General features: G+C 71.4%; 22 protein-coding genes. 5 read left to right on the top strand and 17 right to left on the bottom strand.

Going from position 1 to position 24,486, the window contains the following annotated elements; translation table 11 throughout:
- The first annotated feature begins 4 nt into the window (after positions 1-4).
- Positions 5-634, top strand: a complete 630-nt coding sequence (locus K7B10_RS31660) for a response regulator (RefSeq protein WP_229341445.1) — start codon at positions 5-7, stop codon at positions 632-634.
- Between the two features lie 64 nt (positions 635-698).
- Here the strand turns inward: K7B10_RS31660 and hisS are convergent, their stop codons facing one another.
- The gene (gene hisS, locus K7B10_RS31655; RefSeq protein WP_229341443.1) at positions 699-1,958 is read right to left on the bottom strand and encodes a histidine--tRNA ligase; all 1,260 of its coding nucleotides are present in this window, start codon (positions 1,956-1,958) and stop codon (positions 699-701) included.
- A 10-nt stretch (positions 1,959-1,968) separates the two neighbouring features.
- Positions 1,969-2,679 (bottom strand): MBL fold metallo-hydrolase, encoded by a 711-nt coding sequence (locus K7B10_RS31650; RefSeq protein ID WP_030860023.1) that lies wholly within the window; start codon positions 2,677-2,679, stop codon positions 1,969-1,971.
- 163 nt (positions 2,680-2,842) lie between these two features.
- Here K7B10_RS31650 and K7B10_RS31645 point away from each other — a divergent pair, with 163 nt between their 5' ends.
- Together K7B10_RS31645 and K7B10_RS31640 are read left to right on the top strand one after the other, a co-directional pair.
- Positions 2,843-3,625 carry a peptidylprolyl isomerase gene (locus K7B10_RS31645; protein WP_229341441.1) on the top strand — a complete coding sequence of 261 codons (783 nt, stop codon included), beginning with the start codon at positions 2,843-2,845 and terminating at the stop codon, positions 3,623-3,625.
- Between the two features lie 190 nt (positions 3,626-3,815).
- On the top strand, positions 3,816-5,045 hold the full coding sequence (locus K7B10_RS31640) for a DUF349 domain-containing protein (protein ID WP_229341439.1): 1,230 nt from the start codon (positions 3,816-3,818) through the stop codon (positions 5,043-5,045).
- Positions 5,046-5,133: 88 nt separating this feature from the next.
- Here the strand turns inward: K7B10_RS31640 and K7B10_RS31635 are convergent, their stop codons facing one another.
- The 15 genes from K7B10_RS31635 to pgsA all read right to left on the bottom strand — a co-directional run bounded on the left by K7B10_RS31635 (position 5,134) and on the right by pgsA (position 20,191).
- Entirely contained in the window at positions 5,134-7,572 is a 2,439-nt protein-coding gene (locus K7B10_RS31635) for a RelA/SpoT family protein (RefSeq protein WP_229341437.1), read from the bottom strand.
- A gap of 212 nt (positions 7,573-7,784) precedes the next feature.
- On the bottom strand, positions 7,785-8,336 hold the full coding sequence (locus K7B10_RS31630) for an adenine phosphoribosyltransferase (protein WP_229341436.1): 552 nt from the start codon (positions 8,334-8,336) through the stop codon (positions 7,785-7,787).
- Positions 8,333-9,391 carry a protein translocase subunit SecF gene (secF, locus tag K7B10_RS31625; RefSeq protein WP_229341434.1) on the bottom strand — a complete coding sequence of 353 codons (1,059 nt, stop codon included), beginning with the start codon at positions 9,389-9,391 and terminating at the stop codon, positions 8,333-8,335. Before secF ends, K7B10_RS31630 begins: the two co-directional genes overlap by 4 nt.
- Before the next feature lie 3 nt (positions 9,392-9,394).
- Positions 9,395-11,188, bottom strand: coding sequence for a protein translocase subunit SecD (secD, locus tag K7B10_RS31620; protein WP_229341432.1), 1,794 nt, complete (start codon positions 11,186-11,188; stop codon positions 9,395-9,397).
- Positions 11,189-11,341: 153 nt separating this feature from the next.
- Positions 11,342-11,845 (bottom strand): preprotein translocase subunit YajC, encoded by a 504-nt coding sequence (gene yajC, locus K7B10_RS31615; RefSeq protein WP_229341430.1) that lies wholly within the window; start codon positions 11,843-11,845, stop codon positions 11,342-11,344.
- Positions 11,846-12,009: 164 nt separating this feature from the next.
- The gene (gene ruvB / locus K7B10_RS31610) at positions 12,010-13,071 is read right to left on the bottom strand and encodes a Holliday junction branch migration DNA helicase RuvB (RefSeq protein WP_229341420.1); all 1,062 of its coding nucleotides are present in this window, start codon (positions 13,069-13,071) and stop codon (positions 12,010-12,012) included.
- A gap of 63 nt (positions 13,072-13,134) precedes the next feature.
- Positions 13,135-13,755, bottom strand: coding sequence for a Holliday junction branch migration protein RuvA (gene ruvA / locus K7B10_RS31605; RefSeq protein ID WP_229341411.1), 621 nt, complete (start codon positions 13,753-13,755; stop codon positions 13,135-13,137).
- Complete coding sequence (gene ruvC / locus K7B10_RS31600) at positions 13,752-14,282, bottom strand: crossover junction endodeoxyribonuclease RuvC (RefSeq protein ID WP_229341409.1); 531 nt, start codon at positions 14,280-14,282, stop codon at positions 13,752-13,754. The genes ruvA and ruvC overlap by 4 nt, the downstream gene beginning before the upstream one ends.
- Positions 14,283-14,390: 108 nt before the next feature.
- Positions 14,391-15,143, bottom strand: a complete 753-nt coding sequence (locus tag K7B10_RS31595) for a YebC/PmpR family DNA-binding transcriptional regulator (protein ID WP_053786045.1) — start codon at positions 15,141-15,143, stop codon at positions 14,391-14,393.
- 57 nt (positions 15,144-15,200) lie between these two features.
- Entirely contained in the window at positions 15,201-15,791 is a 591-nt protein-coding gene (gene pdxT, locus K7B10_RS31590) for a pyridoxal 5'-phosphate synthase glutaminase subunit PdxT (RefSeq protein WP_229341407.1), read from the bottom strand.
- Between the two features lie 5 nt (positions 15,792-15,796).
- A complete protein-coding gene (gene pdxS / locus K7B10_RS31585) occupies positions 15,797-16,714 on the bottom strand; it encodes a pyridoxal 5'-phosphate synthase lyase subunit PdxS (protein WP_008740483.1) in 918 nt (305 codons plus the stop codon).
- A 148-nt stretch (positions 16,715-16,862) separates the two neighbouring features.
- Positions 16,863-17,402: a hypothetical protein gene (locus tag K7B10_RS31580; RefSeq protein ID WP_229341405.1), complete on the bottom strand. Its 540-nt coding sequence runs from the start codon at positions 17,400-17,402 to the stop codon at positions 16,863-16,865.
- A 52-nt stretch (positions 17,403-17,454) separates the two neighbouring features.
- Positions 17,455-18,621, bottom strand: a complete 1,167-nt coding sequence (locus tag K7B10_RS31575) for a glycosyltransferase family 4 protein (protein WP_229341403.1) — start codon at positions 18,619-18,621, stop codon at positions 17,455-17,457.
- Entirely contained in the window at positions 18,621-19,526 is a 906-nt protein-coding gene (locus K7B10_RS31570; RefSeq protein ID WP_229341401.1) for a phosphatidylinositol mannoside acyltransferase, read from the bottom strand. The genes K7B10_RS31575 and K7B10_RS31570 overlap by 1 nt, the downstream gene beginning before the upstream one ends.
- Entirely contained in the window at positions 19,526-20,191 is a 666-nt protein-coding gene (gene pgsA / locus K7B10_RS31565) for a phosphatidylinositol phosphate synthase (protein WP_229341399.1), read from the bottom strand. The genes K7B10_RS31570 and pgsA overlap by 1 nt, the downstream gene beginning before the upstream one ends.
- 243 nt (positions 20,192-20,434) lie before the next feature.
- Between pgsA and K7B10_RS31560 the strand changes: the two genes are divergently transcribed.
- Both K7B10_RS31560 and K7B10_RS31555 read left to right on the top strand, forming a co-directional pair.
- Positions 20,435-22,630 (top strand): elongation factor G-like protein EF-G2, encoded by a 2,196-nt coding sequence (locus tag K7B10_RS31560; protein WP_229341397.1) that lies wholly within the window; start codon positions 20,435-20,437, stop codon positions 22,628-22,630.
- A gap of 151 nt (positions 22,631-22,781) precedes the next feature.
- On the top strand, positions 22,782-24,449 hold the full coding sequence (locus K7B10_RS31555; protein ID WP_229341395.1) for an AbeC-like domain-containing protein: 1,668 nt from the start codon (positions 22,782-22,784) through the stop codon (positions 24,447-24,449).
- The last annotated feature ends 37 nt before the right edge of the window (positions 24,450-24,486 follow it).

The following is a 24,486-nucleotide window of genomic DNA, read 5'->3' as shown; positions in this document are numbered from 1 at the left end:
GAACATGATCCGCATCCTGCTGGCCGACGACCATCCGGTGGTACGGGAGGGCCTGCGCGGCATGCTGAGCGCGGAGCCGGACCTGGAGGTCGTCGGGGAGGCGGCGAACGGCCCGCAGGCGGAGGCGCTGGCCGCGGAGCTGGGCCCCGACGGCCTGGACCTGATCCTGATGGACCTGCGGATGCCGGGCGGCGACGGCGTCGAGTCGATCGCCCGGATCAGCGCGGCCGGACTGCCGGTGCGGGTGGTGGTGCTGACGACGTACGAGAACGACCGGGACATCCTGCGGGCGGTCGAGGCGGGGGCGGCGGGCTACCTGCTGAAGGACATGGCGCGGGCCGAACTGGCCGGCGCCGTCCGCGCGGCCGTACGGGGCGAGACGGTCCTGGCCCCCTCGGTGGCGGGCCGCCTGGTGGACCGCCTGCGCACCCGCCCCGCGCGCCCCCGGCTCTCCGACCGGGAGGTGGCGGTCCTGCGCCTGGTCGCGGAGGGCGCGACGAACGCGGAGATCGGCCGCCGCCTGTTCGTCGCGGAATCCACCGTCAAGACGCACCTGCTGCGCATCTTCGGGAAGCTGGAGGTCACCGACCGCACGGCCGCGGTGACCACGGCCATGCGGCACGACCTGCTCTGACGCGACACGGCGGGGCCGCGGCGGCGCTCCGCGCCACTGCGGCCCCGCCGGGCACCGACGGCCGTCAGGCCAGCTTGGTCCGCAGGACCCCGACCACGTCCGCCACGGCGACCGGCCCCTGCTCCCCGGACTCCATGTCCTTCAGCTGGACCACGCCCTCGGCGAGGTCGCGGTCGCCGGCGACGATCGCGAAGCGGGCGCCGGAACGGTTGGCGTCCTTCATGGCCCCCTTGAGGCCCTTGCCGCCGTACGAGATGTCGGCCGCGACCCCGGCCTTGCGGAGCTCCGTGACCAGCCCGAACAGCACCGGCTTCGCCTCGCCCAGCGCCACCGCGAACACCGACGTCGCCGGCGGGATGTCCAGTTCGACACCCTCCGCTTCGAGCGCCAGCACCGTACGGTCCACGCCCAGCGCCCAGCCCACCGACGGCAGCGCCGGTCCGCCGATCATCTCGGACAGGCCGTCGTAGCGGCCGCCGCCGCCGACCGCGGACTGCGAGCCCAGGCCGTCGTGGACGAACTCGAAGGTGGTCCGCGTGTAGTAGTCCAGCCCGCGCACCAGCTTCTCGTCGTCCTCGAAGGCGACCCCGGCCGCCGTGATCAGCGCCCGCACCTCCTCGTGGTACGCCTTGCACGCGTCGCACAGGTAGTCCCGCAGCATCGGCGCGCCGACCAGCTGCTTCTGCACCTCGGCCCGCTTGTCGTCGAGGACGCGCAGCGGGTTGATCTCGGCCCGGCGGACGGTCTCCTCGTCCAGGTCCAGCCCGCGCAGGAAGGCCTGGAGCGCCTCCCGGTACACCGGGCGGCACTCCTTGTCGCCCAGCGAGTTCAGCAGGATCCGGAAGTTGCGCAGGCCCAGCGTGCGGTACGCCTGGTCGGCCAGGATGATCAGCTCGGCGTCCAGCGCCGGGTCCTCGGCACCGATCGCCTCGGCACCGACCTGCGAGAAGTGGCGGTAGCGGCCCTTCTGCGGGCGCTCGTAGCGGTAGTACGAGCCCGAGTACCAGAGCTTCACCGGCAGGCCGCCGGCCTTGTGCAGGTTCGCCTCCAGCGCCGCGCGCAGCACGGAGGCGGTGCCCTCGGGGCGCAGCGCGAGGTTGGCCCCGCCCTTCGTCGTGAGGGTGTACATCTCCTTGGTCACGATGTCGGTGGACTCACCGACACCGCGCGCGAACAGGTCGACGTCCTCGAAGCCCGGCGTCTCGACGTACCCGTAGCCGGACAGCCGCAGGGGCCCGGAGATGGCGTCGCGGACGGCCAGGTACTTCGCCGAGTACGGCGGGATCAGGTCGTACGTGCCCTTGGGGGCCTTGAAGGTGCTCACGAAACTCTCGTCACATTCCTCGTCGTGGAGACGTGAAGCCGTCTCCCAGGCCGGCGGCCACCTGCCGCAGGTACGGGTTGGTGGCGCGCTCACGGCCAATGGTCGTGTGCTCGTTGTGACCGGGCAGCACCACGGTCGAGTCGTCGAGCGGCAGGCACACGCGGGCCAGCGACTCGAGCATGTCGGCGTGGCTGCCGCCCGGGAAGTCGGTACGTCCGATGGAGCCGGCGAAGAGCAGGTCGCCCGAGAACAGCAACGGGGGGATGTCCCCCGCCTCGGGCATCCCGAAGGTCACCGACCCCCTGGTATGCCCGGGCGCGTGCGACACGGTGAGCTCCATGCCCGCCAGCGCCAGCTTCGCGCCGTCGGTGAGCTCCTTCACGTCGGAGGGCTCCCCCACCGTGAGCTCGCCCATCAGCTGCGCTCCCAGGGAGCGGCCCAGTGCCTTCTCCGGGTCGCTCATCATGAAGCGGTCCTCGGGGTGGATCCAGGCCGGTACGTCGTGTGCTCCGCACACCGGGACCACCGAGGCCACATGGTCGATGTGGCCGTGGGTGAGGACGACCGCGACGGGCTTGAGCCGATGCTTCCTCAGCGTCTCCTCGACACCCTGGGTGGCCTGGTGGCCCGGGTCGATGATGACGCACTCCTCACCGGCGGCGGGGGCGACCACGTAACAGTTGGTCCCCCAGGCCCCGGCGGGGAACCCGGCAATCAGCACGTTCGTCCTCAATCGTCGTCCGGCGGGAGCTTCGGCAGCGGCCGAGATCGGAATGCCGCTGCTCAGAGCCTACCGGCGCCGCTCGTTCCACAGCGAACCCATATACGGTACGGCCTAACCGAGCCCGGACAGCGGTGCCATACACGTACAAGGAGACGACCCGGTGGTCACGAGCGATCAGCGGCGGCGACAGCTCGCCAGGGAGAAGTACGAGCGCCAGCAGAAGCGCCGGGCCGAGGCCCGCCGCAAGGCGCGGCAGCGGGCGGCGGTGATCGGCGCGGCGGTGGCCGTCGTGGTCGCCACGCTGGTGGGCCTCGTCGTGGGCGGTGTCTTCGACAAGGACAAGAAGGACAGCGCGGCGGATCCGGCGGCGAGCCCGTCGGCCTCCCCGTCGGCGAAGCAGTCGCCCGCGCCGGCGATGGCGATCGACAAGAACGCGAAGTACACGTTCGACCTGAAGACCACCGCGGGTGAGATCAAGTTCGAGATGGACGCGGCGAAGACGCCGGAGACCGTCAACTCGTTCAAGGCGCTCGCGGACAAGGGCTTCTTCGACAACACCAAGTGCCACCGCCTGACCACCTCCGGGATCTTCGTGCTGCAGTGCGGCGACCCGGAGGGCACCGGCATGGGCGGCCCCGGCTACACCATCGCGGACGAGAACCTCGACTCGCTGGGCAAGCCGAACGAGCAGGGCCAGGTGATCTACCCGGCGGGCACGGTGGCGATGGCCAATACCGGCCAGCCGCACAGCGGCGGCAGCCAGTTCTTCCTGGTCTACAAGGACAGCCCGCTGGCTCCGTCGTACACGCCGTTCGGCAAGATCGACGCGGCGGGTCTGAAGGCGCTGGAGGAGGTGGCCAAGGCCGGTACGGCCGACGGTGGCCAGGACGGGGCCCCGAAGACCCCGGTGACCATCCAGAAGGGCGCCGTCACCCAGAACTGACGGGTTCCGGCGGCCCCGGGCCCGGCCGGCGTCCGGCCCGTACGGCGATATTCCGTCGTGCGGGATGCGGACAGCCGGCCCGGCGGTCGCCTATGTTGGCGTTGTGCAGGGCGGGCGCTGCCCGCCCCAGGAAACTGTGGACGATGCCCAGGGGGCGAACCCCTCGCAGGCATCAGGTGGAGGAGGCGCTGTGAGCAGCGACCCGTGGGGCCGCGTCGACGAGACGGGCACCGTGTACGTGCGTACTGCCGAGGGCGAGAAGGTCGTCGGCTCCTGGCAGGCGGGCACCCCCGAGGAGGCTCTGGCCTACTTCGAGCGCAAGTACGAGGGCCTGGTGGTCGAGATCGGCCTCCTCGAACGCCGGGTGCGGACCACCGATCTGTCCGCCAAGGACGCGCAGACGGCCATCGACCACCTGCGCACGCAGGTGGAGGAGCACCACGCCGTGGGCGACCTCGACGCCCTGCGCGTCCGGCTGGACAAGCTCGTCGCGACCGTGGACTCGCGGCGCGAGGAGCGCAAGGTCCAGAAGGCCAAGCAGACGGACGAGGCCCGTGCGGCCAAGGACGCGCTGGTGGCCGAGGCCGAGCAGCTGGCGCAGAGCGACCAGTGGCGCAGTGCGGGCGAGCGGCTCCGGGCCCTGGTGGACATCTGGAAGGGTCTGCCGCGCCTGGACCGCAAGTCGGACGACGAGCTGTGGCACCGCTTCTCGCACGCCCGTTCCGCCTTCTCCAAGCGCCGCAAGGCGCACTTCGCCTCGCTCGACGCGCAGCGCGAGGACGCCCGCAAGGTCAAGGAGAAGCTGGTCGCGGAGGCCGAGTCTCTGTCGAAGTCGACCGACTGGGGTCCGACGGCCGCCCGCTACCGCGAGCTGATGGCGGACTGGAAGGCGGCGGGCCGGGCGCAGCGCGAGTCCGAGGACGATCTGTGGAACCGTTTCCGCGGTGCGCAGGACGTGTTCTTCGCGGCGCGCAGCGAGGTCTTCGCGGAGCGCGACGCCGAACAGGTGGAGAACCTGAAGCTGAAGGAGGAGCTGGCCGACGAGGCCGAGAAGCTCGTCCCCGTGACGGACCTGAAGGCGGCCCGCGCCGCGTTCCGCTCCCTCAACGAGCGCTGGGAGGGCATCGGCCACGTGCCGCGCGACGCCCGGCCGAAGGTCGAGGGCCGGATGCACGCGGTGGAGCGTGCGATCCAGGAGGCCGAGGAGGGCGAGTGGCGTCGTACGAACCCGGAGGCGCGGGCCCGTGCGGCCGGTCTGACGGGTCAGCTCCAGGCGGCGGTCGACAAGCTGCGTGAGCAGATCGACGCGGCCCGCGCGGCGGGCAACAACGCGAGGGCCGACAAGCTCTCGCGCGAGCTGGAGGGCCGCCAGGCCCTGCTGGACCAGGCCCTGAAGGGTCTGGAGGAGTTCGGCGGCTAGTCACTCCGCCCGTACGTGCACGAGGGCCCCGGTACGCGATCGCGTACCGGGGCCCTCGTACGTGCGCCGCGCGCCCTCGGGCGGGCGGCTACGGCCGCCGGGCCGAGGTGACCCGGTAGACGTCGTAGACGCCCTCGACGCCCCGTACGGCCTTCAGGACGTGGCCCAGGTGCTTGGGGTCGCCCATCTCGAAGGTGAAGCGGGAGGTGGCCACGCGGTCGCGCGAGGTCTGGACGGCCGCCGAGAGGATGTTCACGTGCTGGTCCGACAGGACGCGGGTGACGTCGGACAGCAGCCGGGACCGGTCCAGCGCCTCGACCTGGATGGCGACCAGGAAGACGGAGGACTGGGTGGGTGCCCATTCGACTTCCAGCATCCGCTCGGGCTCCTGGGAGAGGGAGTCCACGTTGACGCAGTCCGCCCGGTGGACCGACACGCCGCTGCCGCGCGTGACGAAGCCGACGATCGGGTCGCCCGGGACCGGGGTGCAGCAGCGGGCCAGCTTGACCCACACGTCGTCGACGCCCTTGACGACCACGCCCGGGTCGGCGTTCTTGCGGCGCGTGCCCCGGGTCCGGGAGGGCGGGACGCTCTCCTCGATGTCCTCGTTGGCCGCTTCCTCGCCGCCGAGGGCCTGCACCAGCTTCTGCACGACGCCCTGCGCGGCCACGTGGCCCTCGCCGATCGCCGCGTACAGGGAGGAGATGTCGGGGTAGCGCATCTCGTGCGCGAGGGTGACGAGCGAGTCGCCGGTGAGGATGCGCTGGATCGGCAGGTTCTGCTTGCGCATGGCCCGCGCGATGGCGTCCTTGCCGTGCTCGATGGCCTCCTCCCGGCGCTCCTTGGAGAACCAGGCGCGGATCTTGTTGCGGGCCCGCGGGGACTTGACGAAGCCCAGCCAGTCGCGCGAGGGGCCGGCGCCCTCGGCCTTGGAGGTGAAGACCTCGACGAGGTCTCCGTTGTCCAGGGTCGATTCGAGCGGGACGAGGCGGCCGTTGACGCGGGCGCCTATGGTCCGGTGGCCGACCTCGGTGTGGACTGCGTACGCGAAGTCCACGGGGGTGGCTCCGGCGGGCAGCGCGATGACGTCGCCCTTGGGCGTGAAGACGAAGACCTCGTTGCGGGAGAGGTCGAAGCGCAGCGAGTCGAGGAACTCGCCGGGGTCCTCGGTCTCCTTCTGCCAGTCCAGCAGCTGGCGCAGCCAGGCCATGTCGTTGACCGTGTCCTGGCCGGCGCTGCCCTTGGCGGCCTGCGGGACGTCGGTGCGGACCTTGGAGGTGCCGGCGACGGTCTGCTGCTTGTACTTCCAGTGGGCGGCGATGCCGTACTCGGCGCGGCGGTGCATGTCGAAGGTGCGGATCTGCAGTTCGACGGGCTTGCCGCTGGGTCCGATGACCGTCGTGTGGAGCGACTGGTACATGTTGAACTTGGGCATCGCGATGTAGTCCTTGAACCGGCCGGGGACCGGGTTCCAGCGCGCGTGCACCGTGCCGAGGGCCGCGTAGCAGTCCCGGACGGTGTCGACGAGGACGCGGATGCCCACCAGGTCGTAGATCTCCGCGAAGTCACGGCCGCGGACGATCATCTTCTGGTAGACGCTGTAGTAGTGCTTGGGGCGACCGGTGACGGTGGCCTTGATGCGGGCGGCGCGGAGGTCGGTCTGGACCTCGTCGGTGACGACGGTGAGGTACTCGTCGCGCTTGGGCGCGCGCTCGGCGACGAGGCGGACGATCTCGTCGTACATCTTCGGGTAGAGGATCGCGAAGGAGAGGTCCTCCAGCTCCCACTTGATCGTGTTCATGCCCAGCCGGTGCGCGAGCGGGGCGTAGATCTCGAGGGTCTCGCGGGCCTTCTTCTCCTGCTTCTCCCGCTTGAGGTAGCGCATGGTGCGCATGTTGTGCAGGCGGTCGGCGAGCTTGATGACCAGGACGCGGGGGTCCTTGGCCATGGCGACGACCATCTTGCGTACGGTCTCGGCCTGCGCGGCCTCGCCGAACTTGACCCGGTCGAGCTTGGTGACGCCGTCCACGAGCAGGGCCACGGCGTCGCCGAAGTCGCGGCGCAGGTCCTCCAGCCCGTACTCGGTGTCCTCGACCGTGTCGTGCAGCAGACCGGCCATCAGGGTGGCCGGATCCATGCCGAGCTCGGCGAGGATGGTGGTCACGGCGAGCGGATGGGTGATGTACGGGTCGCCGCTCTTGCGCTTCTGGCCGCGGTGCCAGCGCTCGGCGACCTGGTACGCCTGCTCGATCTGGCGGAGGGTGGCCGTCTCGATCTTCGGGTCGTTGCTGCGGACTATACGGAGCAGGGGTTCCAGTACCGGGTTGTACGGGTTGGAACGCTGGACGCCGAGGCGGGCGAGCCGGGCGCGCACGCGGTTGGAGGACCCGGCCGACTTCGCGGGCGCGGGCTTCGCGGACGCGGGCTTCACGGGCGGGGCCGGCGGGGGCGTGGCGGGGGGCTGCGCGGCCCGCTCGGCCTGCGGGTCGGGCTGCGCGGCGGAGAGTGGCTGGACCTCGTCTGGCAAGAGCGCTCCTCTGGGGGTCCCCCCGGACGAAGTGCGGGGGAGGATCCGGTGCCCGTGTCCGGTCCGGACAACCCATGGTAGCGAGGGTTCGGCCCCCTCGTTCCGCGAGCCCCTGCCCGCCCGGGCCCGGGCGGGACGTCACGGCGGCGGCGCACACGAAAGCGGCGGGCACCCGGAAGAACCGGATGCCCGCCGCTTCGGCAGAGCCTGGGTCAGACGACGATCAGGGCGTCCAGCGGGGCGCCCGCGAGGGCGCCGCCCAGCCGTTCACGGCCCGGCAGGAACGACAGCTCCATCAGGACCGCCACCCCGGCGACCTCCGCCCCGGCCCGCCGGATCAGCGAGAGCGAGGCTTCGGCGGTGCCGCCGGTGGCCAGGACGTCGTCGATGACCATGACCCGGTCACCGGCCGACAGGTCTTCGGCGTGGACCTCGATCTCCGCCGTCCCGTACTCCAGCTCGTACGACTGGGCCAGCGTCGCACCGGGCAGCTTCCCGGCCTTGCGCACCGGCACGAAGCCGATGCCCGCCTGGACCGCCACGGGCGCCGCGAGGATGAATCCGCGCGCCTCCAGCCCGACGATCTTCGTCGCGCCGTACTGCCCGGCCAGCTCCACCAGCGCGTCCGTCAGGGCCGCGAAGGCCTTCGGGTCGGCCAGCAGCGGGGTGATGTCCTTGAACATCACGCCCGGCTTCGGGTAGTCCGCCACGTCCTTGATCCGGCCGAGCAGCAGCTCGCGCGCCTCGGGGGACAGCGTGCTCACCGGCGCCGCCCGGCACGGCCCTGGGCCACGACCTGCGGGCCGTCGGCGGCCTCGAAGCCCTCGTCCTCCGGGGACTCGCCCTTGGCCACCGCGGCCGCCCGCTTGGCGAGCACCCGCTTCTTCAGCGCCTTCATCGCCGGCTCGCGCTCCTTGAGGTCGACGACCAGCGGGGTCGCGATGAAGATCGAGGAGTACGCACCGGCCGCGAGGCCGACGAAGAGCGACAGCGAGATGTCGTTCAGCATGCCGGCGTCCAGGAGGCCGCCGCCGATGAAGAGCAGCGCCCCGACGGGGAGCAGCGCCACGACGGTGGTGTTGATCGAGCGGACCAGCGTGCCGTTGATGCTGCGGTTGGCGATCTCGCTGAACGTGTAGCGGGTCTGCTTGGTGATGTCCTTCGAGCCCTCCTTCAGACCGTCGAAGACGACGACGGTGTCGTAGAGGGAGTAACCGAGGATCGTCAGCAGACCGATCACGGTGCCCGGAGTGACCTCGAAGCCGACCAGCGCGTACACGCCGACGGTGATGGTGAGGTCGTGGATCAGGGCGATCAGCGCGGCGACCGCCATACGCCACTCGAAGGCGATGGCGAGGTAGATCACCACGAGGACCATGAAGATGCCGAGGCCGGTCCACGCCTTGTTCGCGATCTGGTCACCCCAGCTGGGGCCGACCAGGTCCGCGTTGATGTCGGCCTCGGGCACCTTGAGGTCGGCCGCGAGCTTGGTCTTGACGGCGTTGGCCTGCGCGGGGTCCAGGCTGGAGATCTGGATGCGCAGGGTGCCGTTGCCGAGCTTCTGGACGATCGCCTGGTGGCCGGAGGCCCTCTCGGCGTCGTCGGTGGCCTGGGTCACCGACACCGCCGTCTTCGGGGTGGTGAAGACGGCACCGCCCTTGAACTCGATGCCCATGTTGAGGCCCTGGACGGCCAGGGCCACGATCGCCGTGATGGTGATCAGGATGGAAACGCCGTACCAGACGAAACGCTTGCCGACGAAGTCGTAGCCGACCTCACCGCGGTACAGCTTGGCGCCGAGATCTCCCAGCTTCGACATCTCTCACGCCTCCTTTACGTCGACGGGAGCGGTGACGGAACCGGAACCGGTACCGGAGCCGGTGCGGCGGGACCGGCGCAGCGGCGGCTTGGCGCCGAGCCGCTTCGGGTCCAGGCCGGACCAGGGGTGGCCGCTGGAGAAGAACTTCGTACGGGCGAGCAGCGTCATGATCGGCTTGGTGAAGAGGAACACCACGACCACGTCGAGCAGGGTGGTCAGACCCAGGGTGAAGGCGAAGCCCTGCACCTTGCCGACGGTGACGATGAACAGCACCGCGGCGGCCAGGAACGACACGAAGTCGGAGACCAGGATGGTGCGCCGGGCGCGCGGCCAGGCCCGCTCCACGGCGGGACGCAGGGTGCGGCCCTCGCGGATCTCGTCGCGGATGCGTTCGAAGTACACGATGAACGAGTCCGCCGTGATGCCGATCGCGACGATCGCACCGCAGACGGCGGGCAGGTTCAGCGCGAAGCCGATGCCCTTCCCGAGCAGCGCCATGATCGTGTAGGTGAGGATCGCGGACACCAGGAGGCTGATGATGGCGATGAAGGCCAGGCCCCGGTAGTACACGAGCAGGTAGATCACCACGAGGATGAGGCCGATGGCACCGGCGATGAGGCCGGCCTTCAGCTGCTCGCCGCCGAGCGCGGCGGTGACGGTGGTGACGCTGTCCTCGCTGAAGGAGAGCGGCAGGGCGCCGTACGAGAGCATGTTGCCCAGGTCCTGCGCGGACTGCTGGGTGAAGCCGCCGGAGATCTCGGCGTTGCCGCCGGTCAGCGCCTGGCTGACGGACGGGTCGGAGACGACCTCGCCGTCGAGCACGATCGCGAACTGGTTCTGCGGCATCTGCTTGGTGGCGAGCTCACCGGTGATCTTGGCGAACTTGTCGGCGCCCTTGTCGGTGAACTGCATGGTGACGATCCACTGGCCGCGCTGCGGGTCGATGACACCCTTGGCGTCCTTGACGTCCGTACCGGCGACACCGGCCGGGCCGAGGATCCACTTGCCCCAGGTGTCGCCGCGCTTGCCACAGGCGACCGTCGCGTCCTCGGGCTTGGCACCCTTGCCGGCCGCGGCGCGCTGCGCCTCGTTGGTGCAGTCGAGAGCCGCGAACTTCGCCTGGAGGTCGGCGGCGGCCGCCTCGACGCCCGACGGGGCCGGGGTGGGGGCCGGAGCCTTGTCGTCTGCCTTCTTCGACTCGCTCGCCGAGGGCGAGGGAGAGGCGGTGGCGGCCGGGGCCTTGAGGGCCTCGCTGAGCACACGGCCCTGGGAAGTGGCGCTGGACGACGGGGTGGCCGGGGTGCCGGGCTTGCCGCTGCCCTCGGCCTTCGGGGCGCCGGAGCTGCTCGCGGACGGGCTCGGCGTGGCCTCGGGGGCCGCGGGGGCGCCGTCGGCGAAGGCCAGGACCGGGCGGAAGTACAGCTGGGCGGTGGTACCGACCTGCTCGCGGGCCTGCTTCTCGTTCGTCCCCTTGGGGATGTTCACGATGATGTGGTCGCGGCCCTGCGTCTGGACCTCGGCCTCCGACACGCCGAGACCGTTGACGCGGCGCTCGATGATGCCGACCGCCGTGTTCATGTTGGTCTCGTTGATCGCGTCCGGCTTCCCGGGCTCGCTCTTGGCCTTGAGCGTGATGCTCGTACCGCCCGCGAGGTCGATGCCGAGCCGGGGAGTCGTCTGCTTCGTGAGGAACATCCCCGCGGTGAGCGCCACCATCGCGATCAGGATGATCGCCAGGGCGCGCCCCGGCCTCCCCTGAGCCCCCGTGGGCCGCCGGCCCTTCTTCGGTGCTGCCACCTTGTCGTATCTCCCTGTCCAACCGCCCCGCGCCGGGTCAGCGCGCGGACGGCCACGAAATGTGTGGTGGGGACCCCTGCCCCCCGCAGAAGTGTCACTGACGGGGACCGCGGCGGCAGCCGGTCAGGCGCCTCCCCGGTCCCCGGCCGCGCGCTACTTCGCGCCGGCCTCGCCGTCGGCCTTGCCGTCCTTGGGCTCGTCGCCCTTGGTCTCGCCGTCCTTCGGCTCGCCGGCCTCGGGCTCGTCCTTCTTGCCCAGGTCGAGCTTCGGCGCGTCGGTCCCGGCCTCGTCCGCGTTCTTGTCCGCGTCCTTGTCCAGGGTGAGCGAGGAGGCGTCGTCCGGGACGACCGGCGTGTCGATCGTCAGATCATCACTGATGCCGTGGACGATGCGGTTGTACTCCGCGTCCTCGAGGACGGCGCCGATGGAGTTCTTCGCGTAGATCGCGTGGACACCGGGGGCCACTTCGAGGGTGACGGTGTCCTCGCCGATCTCCTTCACCGTGGCGTACATGCCGCCAATGGTGCGGACACCGGTGCCGGGCACCATGTGGTCACGCATCTGCGCGGCCGCCTGCTGCTTCTTCTTCGCGGAGCGGGTCATCAGGAACATCGCCCCGATGAGCACGATGAACGGGAGGAGTGTCACGAGATTCACGGGACGGAGATCCTTCGCACGACCGCACGGGAGACGGCCAATTTCTACGGGGGTGGGCACACCGACCTGAAGGGTCGGCATCGGCGGAGTCTAGGCGAGTCCGCACCGATGGAACAACGCCCAGCATGGCACCGCAGTTCCTGACGGGGCGAACCTCCGCGCCGTCAGGCCCCGAACAAGCCCTGTTGTCCGCTTGATCCACTCCCGTGTGGCGCCGGCGGGACAAGCCCCAGGTGAGCCCATGCGGCGGGGGTCGCGACCCGGCCGCGCGGGGTACGGGCCAGCAGGCCCTCCCGTACGAGGAACGGCTCGGCGACCTCCTCGACGGTCTCCCGCTCCTCACCGACGGCGACGGCGAGGGTCGACAGGCCCACGGGGCCGCCGCCGAACAGCTTGAGCAGGGCTTCCAGCACGGCGCGGTCGAGGCGGTCGAGGCCGCGCGCGTCCACCTCGTACACCTGGAGGGCCGTGCCGGCCACCTCGCGGGTGATCACCCCGTCGGCCCTGACCTGCGCGTAGTCGCGGACGCGGCGCAGCAGCCGGTTGGCGATGCGCGGGGTGCCGCGGGAGCGGCCGGCGATCTCGGCGGCGCCGGCCGTGTCGATCTCCACGTCGAGCAGGCGGGCGGAGCGGTGAATGACGCGTTCCAGCTCCTCGGGGGCGTAGAACTCCATGTGCCCGGTGAAGCCGAAGCGGTCGCGCAGCGGGGGCGGGAGCAGGCCGGCCCGGGTCGTCGCCCCGACGAGGGTGAATGGCGGCAGCTCCAGCGGGATGGCGGTGGCCCCGGGCCCCTTGCCGACGATCACGTCGACGCGGAAGTCCTCCATGGCCATGTAGAGCATCTCCTCGGCGGGCCGGGACATGCGGTGGATCTCGTCGAGGAAGAGGACCTCGCCCTCCTGGAGGGAGGAGAGGATCGCGGCGAGGTCGCCGGCGTGCTGGATGGTGGGGCCGGAGGTGATCCGGATGGGCGCGCCCATCTCGGCGGCGATGATCATGGAGAGGGTGGTCTTGCCGAGACCCGGCGCGCCGGAGAGCAGCACGTGATCGGCGGTGGCGCCGCGCTGGCGGGCCGCCTTCAACACCAGGTCGAGCTGCTGGCGGACCTTCTCCTGGCCGACGAACTCGCCGAGGTCCTTGGGCCGCAGTGCGGCCTCGACGGCGGTGTCCTCGCCGTCCGCGGCCGCCGCCACGATCCGGTCGTCGCTCTCGTCATCCCAGTTCACGCTGTCAGTCTGCCTTCTCGGTTGTGCGGTGGTTGCTGCCGGACCCGCGCGGCGGCGCACCGGTCAGCGGGTGCGGTTCAGGGTCTGGAGGGCCGCCCGCAGGAGCTGCGGGACCGGGGCCGAACCGCCGGCGGCGATGGCCGCCTCCGCCTGGGGGGTGACCGCCGTGACGGCCTCCTCCGCCTCCCGGGAGGCGTAGCCCAGGCCGATCAGGGCCGCCGCCAGCTGCTCCGTCCAGGGCGCCGGACCCGCCGCCACGGGGGCCCGCTGCGCGCCCACCAGCGGTGAGCCCAGCTTGTCCTTCAGTTCGAGGAGCAGCTTCTGGGCGCCCTTCTTGCCGATGCCCGGGACCGCCGTCAGGGACTTCTCGTCCCCGGTCGAGACCGCCAGGCGCAGCGCGTCCGGGCTGTGCACCCCGAGCATCGCCTGCGCCAGGCGCGGCCCCACCCCGCTCGCCGTCTGCAGCAGTTCGAAGACCTGCCGTTCGTCGTCGTCGGCGAAGCCGTACAGCGTCAGCGAGTCCTCCCGTACGACCAGGGAGGTGGCCAGCCGCGCCGTCTCCCCCATCCGCAGGCCGGCGATGGTGTTCGGCGTGCACTGCACGGCCATGCCCACCCCTCCGACCTCGATCACGGCCAGGGTGGGGGCGAGCGCGGCGACGGGGCCGCTGACGAAGGCGATCATGAGGGGCGGCCTTTCGAGGCGTGCAGGGCGACCGCCTGCTGGAGGCGGTTCTGGGCGGGGGCCCGCCAGATGTGGCAGATGGCGAGGGCGAGGGCGTCCGCGGCGTCGGCCGGCCTGGGCGGGGCGGACAGCCGCAGCAGCCGGGTCACCATCGCGCCGACCTGCGCCTTGTCGGCCCGGCCGGAGCCGGTGACGGCGGCCTTGACCTCACTGGGGGTGTGCAGGGCGACCGGTATCCCGCGGCGCGCCGCACACAGCATGGCGACGGCGCTCGCCTGGGCGGTGCCCATCACCGTGCTGACGTTGTGCTGGCTGAACACCCGCTCCACGGCGACGACTTCGGGCCGGTGCTCATCGAGCCACTCCTCGATGCCCTGCTCGATCGCGACGAGCCGGTGCCCCAACTCCGCGTCCGCGGGCGTCCGTACGACCCCCACCGCGAGCATGGTCAGCGGGCGGCCGGCGACACCCTCGACCACGCCGACACCGCACCGGGTCAGCCCCGGGTCCACGCCGAGTACGCGCACTCCGCCCCCGCCCTCCTTCGATTGCCAGTGCGTGCAGGCTAACCGGTGGCACTGACAAAGCGGCGGGCCGGCGGGGTGTGTCCCCGCCGGCCCGCCGCTGACGCCCGATCAGGCGTCGACCTTCTCCATGACCTCGTCGGAGACGTCGAAGTTGGCGAAGACGTTCTGGACGTCGTCGCTGTCCTCGAGCGCGTCGATCAGCTTGAAGATCTTGCGCGCGCCCTCCTCGTCCAGCTCGACCTGCATGGTCGGCAGGAAGTTGGAGTCGGCCGAGTCGTAGTCGATGCCCGCCTGCTGGAGCGCGGTGCGGACCGCGACCATGTCGGTGGCCTCGCTGATGATCTCGAAGCTGTCGCCGAGGTCGTTGACCTCTTCGGCACCCGCCTCGAGCACGGTCTCCAGGACGTCGTCCTCGGAGAGCTCGCCCTTGGGCAGCAGGACGACGCCCTTGCGGTTGAACAGGTACGAGACCGAGCCCGGGTCGGCCATCGAACCGCCGTTGCGGGTCATGGCGACGCGGACGTCGGACGCGGCGCGGTTGCGGTTGTCGGTGAGGCACTCGATGAGCACCGCGACACCGTTCGGGCCGTAGCCTTCGTACATGATCGTCTCGTAGTCGGCGCCGCCGGCCTCAAGGCCGCCGCCGCGCTTGACCGCGGAGTCGATGTTCTTGTTCGGGACCGAGCTCTTCTTGGCCTTCTGGATGGCGTCGAAGAGGGTCGGGTTGCCGTCGATGTCGGCGCCGCCCATGCGCGCCGCGACCTCGATGTTCTTGATCAGCTTCGCGAAGAGCTTGCCGCGCTTGGCATCGATCACGGCCTTCTTGTGCTTCGTCGTAGCCCATTTAGAGTGGCCGGACATCCGCCTGTCTCCTTCGCGTAACCAACAGTGTGCACCTCAGATCCTACCGGGACCTGTCTACAGCCCCGCGCGCACCATGTCGACGAAGTACGCGTGGACCCGGTCGTCTCCGGTCAGCTCGGGGTGGAACGAGGTGGCGAGGACGTTGCCCTGGCGCACGGCGACCGTGTGGCCGTCGTACGTGGCCAGCACCTCGGCGGCGGCGCCGACCGACTCGACCCACGGGGCGCGGATGAAGACGCCCTCCACGGGGCCTCCCTCTATGCCCGCGAAGTCGATCTTCGCTTCGAAGGACTCGTTCTGCCGGCCGAAGGCGTTGCGGCGCACGATCATGTCGATGCCGCCCAGGGTCTCCTGGTCGTCACGGCCGTCGAGCAGCTTGTCGGCGAGCATGATCATGCCGGCGCAGGTGCCGTAGACCGGCATGCCGGCCTTCACCCGTTCGCGCAGCGGCTCCAGCATGCCGAACAGGACGGCGAGCTTCGACATCGTCGTGGACTCGCCGCCGGGGATCACGAGGGCGTCGACCTCGGCGAGCTCCTCGGGGCGCCGGACCGGCCTGGCCACGGCGTCCGCCGCGGCCAGGGCGATCAGGTGCTCCCGTACGTCGCCCTGGAGGGCCAGGACACCGACAACGGGGTTCGTCATGGTGACTACCAGCCGCGGTTGGCGTAGCGCTCGGCCTCGGGGAGGGTGTCGCAGTTGATGCCGACCATGGCCTCGCCCAGGTTGCGGGAGGCGTCCGCGATGATCTTCGGGTCGTCGTAGAAGGTGGTGGCCTTCACGATGGCGGCGGCGCGCTTGGCCGGGTCGCCGGACTTGAAGATGCCGGAGCCGACGAAGACGCCCTCGGCGCCGAGCTGGCGCATGAGCGCGGCGTCGGCCGGGGTGGCGACGCCACCGGCGGAGAACAGCACGACCGGGAGCTTGCCGAGCTCGGCGACCTCCTTGACGAGCTCGTACGGGGCGCGCAGCTCCTTGGCGGCGGCGAACAGCTCGTTGTTGTCGTAGCCGCGCAGGCGGGCGATCTCGTTCTTGATCTGGCGCAGGTGGCGGACGGCCTCGACGACGTTGCCCGTGCCGGCCTCGCCCTTCGAGCGGATCATGGCCGCGCCCTCGGCGATGCGGCGCAGGGCCTCGCCCAGGTTGGTGGCACCGCAGACGAAGGGGGTGGTGAACGCCCACTTGTCGGAGTGGTTGACCTCGTCGGCCGGGGTGAGGACCTCGGACTCGTCGATGTAGTCGACGCCGAGGGACTGCAGGACCTGGGCCTCGACGAAGTGGCCGATGCGGGACTTGGCCATGACGGGGATGGAGACGGCCTCGATGATCTCTTCGATCATGTTCGGGTCCGACATGCGCGCGACGCCGCCGTCCTTGCGGATGTCGGCGGGGACCCGCTCCAGGGCCATGACGGCCACGGCGCCGGCGTCCTCGGCGATCTTCGCCTGCTCGGCGTTGACCACGTCCATGATCACGCCGCCCTTGAGCTGCTCGGCCATGCCGCGCTTGACGCGGGAGGTGCCGATCGCGGACTCAGCGGACTGCGGGGTGGAGGGAAGCGTGCTCACGGATTGACCTCACTCGAAGGGAAGACGGGTGCTGCGGTTCTACTGCGCCGAGCAAACCTTCCCCGACCAGTCCACCGCAAGGGCCAATGAGGAGCCGGTGGCCCCTTTCGACTTGGCCTTCGGGTACAAGTGGGGCTGGCGGGTGCCGCTACGGCCGGTCGGCGAGATCCGCCGGAGGCTCGTCGTCCATTTCGAAGGCGAGCGGGAACGGGGCGTGGCCGGCCAGCCGGAACCAGCGGACCTTGCGGTGCCGGCGCAGCGCACGGGCCGCCCGTACGGCGTCGTTGTGGAACCGCCGCGCCATGGGCACCCGGCGGACCGCCGCGGCCAGCTCCTCGGCGGCGGCCTCGCCGCCGGGGGCGGCCTTGAGCAGGTCCACCTGGGCGGCGTCGGCGAACACCGCGCGCAGCGCCTGGCTGAGCTCGCTCTCGGCGACCTCGCGCTGCTCCTCCTCGGCTTGGCGGGCGCCGTGGGCGGCCTCGTACAGGACGATCGAGGAGGCGGGGTCGAGCACTCCGGAGGTGGCCACTTCGAGCACCACCGAGGCGCGCCGGACGAGCTGCGCGTCGAGGGCGGCGCGGGCGGCGTCCATCCGCGAGTGCAGCCGGTCCAGCCGTCCGGCGGTCCAGCTGAGGTAGACCCCGATGACGCCGAGCGCGAGGGCGGTCCAGACAAGGGTTTCGATCACGGCCCGCGACATTACCCCCTGCCGCGGGCCGGAACGGATTCCGGGCCGGGCGTCAGGACGGGTCCCGGGTCAGGCCCAGCCGGGTGCGCAGCCGGACGCGCTCGTCCGTGGCCACCGCCGCGGCGCCGTCCGTCACCGTCTCGTAGACCGCGAGGATGTCCGCCCCGACCGTCGACCAGTCGAAGCGGCGTACGTGCGCGGAGCCCCGGGCGCTCAGCTCCGCGCGCCGCTCCGGGTCGCGCAGCAGGGCCACGGCGCCCGCGGCCAGCGCGTCGGCGTCCTCGTTGGCGAACAGCTCCCCCGCCGCCCCCTGGTCCAGGACCTGGGCGAAGGCGTCCAGGTCGGAGGCCAGCACGGCGGCTCCCGCCGACAGGGCCTCGACCAGGATGATGCCGAAGCTCTCGCCGCCCGTGTTCGGGGCCACGTACACGTCGACGCTGCGCAGCAGCCGCGCCTTGTCCTCGTCCGAGACCATGCCGAGGAACTCCACCCGCGCGCGCAGCTCGGCGGGCAGGGAGGCCACGGCCTCCTCCTCGTCACCGCGGCCCGCCACGAGGAGCCGTACGTCGGGGCAGGCCTCCACGATCTTGGGGAAAGCCGCCATCAGGACCGGCAGGCCCTTGCGGGGCTCGTCGATCCGGCCGATGAAGCCGAGGGTCTGCCCGGACCAGTCGGGGTTCGCCTCGGCCTTGGCGAAGAAGTCCACGTCGACCCCGTTGGGGATCACGACGGCGTCCCCGCCCAGGTGCTCCACGAGCGTGCGGCGCGCGTACTCGCTCACCGCGATCCGCGCGCTGATCTTCTCCAGGGCCGGCTGCAGGATCGGGTACGCGGCGATCATGGCGCGCGAGCGCGGGTTCGAGGTGTGGAAGGTGGCCACGATCGGCCCCTGCGCCGCCCAGCAGGACAGCAGTCCCAGCGAGGGCGAGGCCGGCTCGTGGATGTGGATCACGTCGAAGACGCCGTCGTGCAGCCAGCGCCGCACCCGCGCCGCCGAAAGGAAGCCGAAGTTCAGCCGGGCCACCGACCCGTTGTACGGCACCGGCACCGCCCGGCCGGCCGAGACCACGTACGGCGGCAGCGGCGTCTCGTCGTCCGCCGGGGCCAGCACCGACACCTCGTGGCCGAGGCGGATCAGGTGCTCGGCGAGGTCGCGGATGTGGAACTGGACGCCGCCCGGTACGTCCCAGGAGTACGGGCACACGATGCCGATCTTCACTACGGGCGCTCCTCCAGGTCGTCCAGCCACAGCCGCTGCAGCATGTGCCAGTCCTCCGGGTGCTCGGCGATCCCCCGGGCGAAGGCGTCCGCCACCGCCTGGGTCATGGCGGTGGTCTTCTCGGTCCGGGTCCCGGTCTTCGGCACCTCGACCTCGGGGTGGATCCGGCCGTACATCTTCGGCGTGTCGCCGTAGTGCAGGGTCGCCGGGAGCAGCACCGCGCCGGTCTGCTGGGCCAGCAGTGCCGGTCCGGCCGGCATGCGGGCCGCGGCGCCGAAGAAGTCGACCTCGACCCCGGAGGCCGACAGGTCGCGGTCCGCGACCAGGCAGACCAGGCCGCCGGAGCGCAGCCGGCGGGCGAGGGTGCCGAAGGCGGCGCCGCCGCTGTGCGGCAGGACCTCCATGCCCAGGCTCTCGCGGTAGGCGACGAACCGGTCGTAGAGGGTCTCGGGCTTCAGCCGCTCGGCGACCGTGGTGAACGGCGCCTTCATGTGGCCGATGGCCCAGGCCCCGGCGAGGTCCCAGTTGGCGAGGTGCGGCAGCGCCACGACGACCCCGCGCCCGGAGTCGAGGGCCTCGCGCAGCAGGTGCTCGTCCTCGAACTCGACATCGGTGCCGAAGCGCTCCGGGTCCATGGTCGGCAGCCGGAACGATTCCATCCAGTACCGCATGTACGAGCGCATGCCCGCCCGGGACAGCTCGCGCAGCCGCTCGGGACCGGCGTCGGGCACCACCCGGGCCAGGTTCGACTCCAGCCGCAGCACGCTCTTGCCGCGCCGCTTCCACGCGAAGTCGGCGATGCGGCGACCGAGGGCCACCGCGGCCGGCTCCGGCAGCCTCTTGACCCCGGCCCAGCCGAGCCCGTACAACCCGTCGACCAGCTTGTCCTGCACCCGCCCGGCCATCAGGCCGCGCCGCCCTCGGCCACGGAGGCCGCCGCGTCGGCCTCCGCCGCCTCGCGGCGTACGGTGACCACCCTCTGGATCAGCGTGACCAGCGAGCCCACGGCGACGACCCACAGCGCGATCGGCAGCAGCACCCCGATCCACGAGGGCACCCCGAAGGTCTGCAGCCCGGACAGGCCGGCCGCGACCAGCGAGATCACCAGCCGCTCGGCGCGCTCGATGAGCCCGTTGACGGCCACCGGCAGCCCGATCGACTCGCCACGGGCCTTCGTGTAGGAGACGACCTGGCCGCTGGCCAGGCAGAAGATCGCCACCGCGCACAGCACGTTGTCGTTCCCGTTGCCCGCGTACCAGAGCGCGAGGCCCCCGAAGATCGCCGCGTCGGCCACCCGGTCGAGCGTGGAGTCGAGGAAGGCGCCCCAGCGGCTGGAGACGCCCGCCTGGCGGGCCATGTTCCCGTCCACCAGGTCGGAGAACACGAACAGGGTGATGGTGATCGTGCCCCAGAAGAACTCGCCCCGGGGGAAGAAGACCAGCGCTCCCGCCACCACTCCGGCCGTGCCGATCAGGGTGACCGCGTCCGGGCTCACCCCCCGTCGGAGGAGGAACGCGGCGAATGGCGTGAGAACACGCGTGAAGAAGGCACGCGCGTACTTGTTCAGCATGGTCTTCCCAGAGGGTCGCTGGGCCGCACGGCCACATCGGCCACCGGCTGGCCCATCGTAGCCAGCGCCCCGGGCCCCCTGCGCCGCGCACCCACCGGTTCGGGCCGGGCAATCGCCGGTCCATGCCCGCGTCATGCTCCGGACAGTGCCGGGTACTACGTATGGACGCAGTGTGACGCCGGTGCAAAGCTCGAAGGACCCCGATTCAACCTCCTCACCGTCACACCGGGAGGCACGAGCATCATGGGAGCCACATCACACCAAGCCGGAGCCGCCGGCAGGGCACCGGCGGCCGACCGCCCGTCGTCGCTCCGCAACGTCGTGCTGGTCGGCCACAGCGGAGCCGGCAAGACCACGCTGGTCGAGGCCCTCGCCCTGACGGCGGGCGCCGTCAACCGGGCCGGCCGGGTCGAGGACGGCACCGCCGTCTCCGACTACGACGAGATCGAACACCGGCAGCAGCGGTCCGTCCAGCTGTCCCTCGTCCCGGTCGAGTGGGCCGGCATCAAGATCAACATCTTGGACACCCCCGGATACGCCGATTTCGTCGGCGAACTCAGGGCCGGTCTGCGCGCCGCGGACGCGGCCCTTTTCGTCGTCTCCTCCTCCGACGGCATCGACGGCGCCACCCGCATGGTCTGGGACGAGTGCGCGGCCGTCGGCATGCCCCGCGCCATCGTCGTCACCCATCTGGAGGCAGCCCGCGCCGACTACGCGCAGATGACCACCGTCTGCGGCGAGAACTTCGCGGCCGAGGACCCCGACGCCGTCATCCCGCTCTACCTGCCCCTGTACGGGCCTCCCGGCCCCGACGGGCACGCCCCGGTCGCCGGCCTCCTCGGCCTGCTCTCGCGGCGCGTGTACGACTACACCTCCGGGGAGCGCGTGGAGCGCGACCCCGAACCCGCCGAGCTCTCCCTCATCTCCGACGCCCGCTCCCGCCTGATCGAGGGGATCATCGCGGAGAGCGAGGACGAGAGCCTCATGGACCGCTACCTGGGCGGCGAGGACATCGATTTCAAGACCCTCGTCGACGACCTGGAGCGGGCCGTCGCCCGCGGCACCTTCCACCCCGTCCTGATGGCCGCCCCCGCCGCCGACGGCGCCCGCCAGGGCCTCGGCACGGTCGAACTCCTGGAACTGATCACAGGCGGCTTCCCCACCCCCCTGGAGCGGGCCGCCGTGTCCGTCACCGCCCCGGACGGCGCCGACCGCCCGGCCGTCACCTGCGATCCCGACGGGCCCCTCGTGGCCGAGGTCGTCAAGACCTCCTCCGACCCCTACGTCGGGCGCGTCTCCCTCGTCCGCGTCTTCTCCGGCACCCTGCGCCCCGAGGAGACCGTGCACGTCAGCGGCCACGGCCTGACCGACCGCGGGCACGAGGACCACGACGTCGACGAGCGGATCGGCACCCTCACCTCCCCCTTCGGCAAGCAGCAGCGCACCCTCACCCAGGTCATCGCCGGGGACCTCGCCTGCGTGGCCAAACTCACCCGGGCCGAGACCGGCGACACCCTCTCGGCCAAGGACCGGCCCCTGCTCATGGAGCCCTGGCCGATGCCCGACCCGCTGCTCCCCCTCGCCATCGCCGCCCACAGCAAGGCCGACGAGGACAAGCTCTCGCAGGGGCTGGCCCGGCTCGTCGCCGAGGACCCCACGATGCGGCTGGAGCAGAACCCGGACACCCACCAGGTCGTCCTGTGGTGCCTCGGCGAGGCCCACCAGGACGTGGCCCTCGAACGGCTGCGCACCCGCTACGGGGTCCAGGTCGACCCCGTCCCGCACAAGGTGAGCCTGCGCGAGACCTTCGGCGCCAAGGCCGCGGGCCGCGGCCGGCACGTCAAACAGTCCGGCGGGCACGGCCAGTTCGCCATCTGCGAGATCGAGGTGGAACCGCTCCCCCCGGGCAGCGGCATCGAGTTCGTCGACAAGGTCGTCGGCGGCGCCGTCCCCCGCCAGTTCATCCCGTCCGTCGAAAAGGGCGTACGCACCCAGGCCGCCCGCGGGGTCGCGGCCGGCTATCCGCTGGTCGACGTGCGGATCACCCTGCTCGACGGCAAGGCGCACTCGGTGGACTCCTCCGACGCCGCCTTCCAGACCGCCGGAGCGCTCGCGCTGCGCGAGGCCGCCGCCGAGGCCCGCATCCACCTCCTCGAACCCGTCGCCGAGCTGGCCGTCCTCGTGCCCGACGAGTACGTCGGCCCCGTCATGAGCGACCTCGCCGGCCGCCGAGGCCGCGTCGTCGGCACCGAACAGGCCGGCGCCGGCCGCACACAGGTGCGCGCCGAGATCCCCGAGATCGAGATCGACCGGTACGCCGTGGAACTGCGCTCGGTGTCGCACGGCACCGGCCGGTTCACCCGCGCCTACGCCCGTCACGAGCCCATGCCGCCCCAGATCGCCGACAAGGTGCGGGAACAGGCCGAGAAGGGAACCTGATTGACATAGCGCCAGGGGCATCCCCCGGGAGCCGCCCACCCAAGCCGCTTGCGGTGGGCGGCATTTCCCTGTCCCATGACCATGGGAAGGGATACGCCGATAGGCTCATCTGCGCGGCAAAAGAGCACAACGCACAGCGATGGGGGCAACGGTGGCGGACGACGGATTCGACTTCAGGCCCGGGGCGCAGGTACCCCTCCAGGGGGGCGGCGGCCAGACCGCGGCGACCAACGCCCTCGCGTCGGCCGCGTACCGGGACGGCGGCACGGACAGCAAGCTGTCCGACATCGCCAAGGCCGACAACGAGTACCACAAGTCCACGATCAAACCACCGAAGATCTCGCTCTTCGAGCCCAGCCTGGGCGAGGCCTTCTGCCGCGCCGTCGAGGCCCGCACCCTCGGCGCGGGCCGCAAACCCCTCATCCAGTCCTTCGGCCTCGACCCGCAGACCGTCGTCGAGCACTGCCTGGCCGCCTCCCGCATCCGCAAGGAGCGCGACCGCAAGCTGCGCCTGATCATGCTCGTCGCCGGCGTGGTCTTCCTGCCCGGCCTCCTGCTGTGGCTGGGCCTGTTCCAGCTCCGCAAGACGCTGGCCAAGGGCGACGGCAAGCGCTCGTCCTGGATGGGCACGCTGCTGCTCGTGGGCGTGGCCGTCGTGGCGGCCGTGCTCATGTTCCGGCTGCCGTTCACCGGCTTCCTCGGCCTCTACCTGCGCGGCATGATCATCGCCCCCGCCGTGGGCTGGCTCCTGGCCCGCCGGATCTGCGAGGCCACCGCAGCCGACCTGCGCTCCCGCTGGGACGGACTGCTGGCCGGCAGCGGCATCGGCGCCAAGATCCCGGAGGCGGTGCCCGGCAACCCCGACGAGAAGGCCCGGGAGGACCTGAGGCACTCGCTCGCCAAGCTCACGGCCGAGGACCGCAGCAACTCCGTCTTCTACGCCGGCCCCAAGGGCATCCTCGGCATGGGCACCCGCTGGGGCAGCTGGCAGATGGCCGAGGAGCTCGTGCCCAAGACCGAGGGCATGGAGATCCACCCGTTCCGCAGCTGGGACGTCATACGCGCGGTCGACGCCGAACTGCGCAAGCTGGAGCGCGGCCCGCTGCACACCGGCGGCCTGCCGCCCGCCTCGATCCAGCACTGGATCGTCACCCCGGTCGGCGAAGGCGCCGGGGAGGTGGCCCGCCCGACCGGCGCCGACGTGGACACCTTCCTCGTCAAGCCGCACGAGATCACCCGGATCTGCAACGAGCAGCAGTTCAGCGGCGGCAACCGGCACTACCTCGGCATCCAGTACCCGCTCTGGGACGGCCAGTTGGTGATCACCATGCTGGTGACGGTCACCGTGCTGTACAAGACGCTGCGCGTCGAGGTGACCGGCCACGCGCTCGGACCGGTGCACGGCCTGTTCACCAGCAAGTCGGCCGCCCCGAAGGTCGAGGTGCCGAAGTCCATCCGGTTCTGGGAGACCGTCGAGCGGCCGCTGCCTCTGGTGGACGCCCAGGAAGTGGTCCGCCTCGCCGTCCGCGCCCCGCTGACCTGGTTCCCGCCGCTCCTCGAGTTCTTCGGCGGCAAGCTGGTCCTGCCGGAGCCCTTCGGCCTGCGTCACGTCTGGGCAGGCCAGCCCTGGCGCCACCGCTTCATGGCCGACGACGCCCTGCGCGCCGCGACCCCGGTCCTGCGGGCGGTGCACGCGGCGGCGCTGCGGGTACTGGAGGAGAACGGCGCCGACATCGACCGTTTCAGCAACCGCTCGATGATCGTCAGCGGGCTCGTCCAGGACGCCGCCCCGCGCAAGGCGGATGCGTACGACGCGTAGGAGGACGCCTACGACGCGTGGAGCGCGATGCCCCGGG

The organism is Streptomyces flavotricini (assembly GCF_020639365.1).
Taxonomy (GTDB): Bacteria; Actinomycetota; Actinomycetes; order Streptomycetales; family Streptomycetaceae; genus Streptomyces; species Streptomyces flavotricini.
Note: the sequence above shows the minus strand (reverse complement) of the source record. Positions and strands in the feature narration are given on the sequence as shown.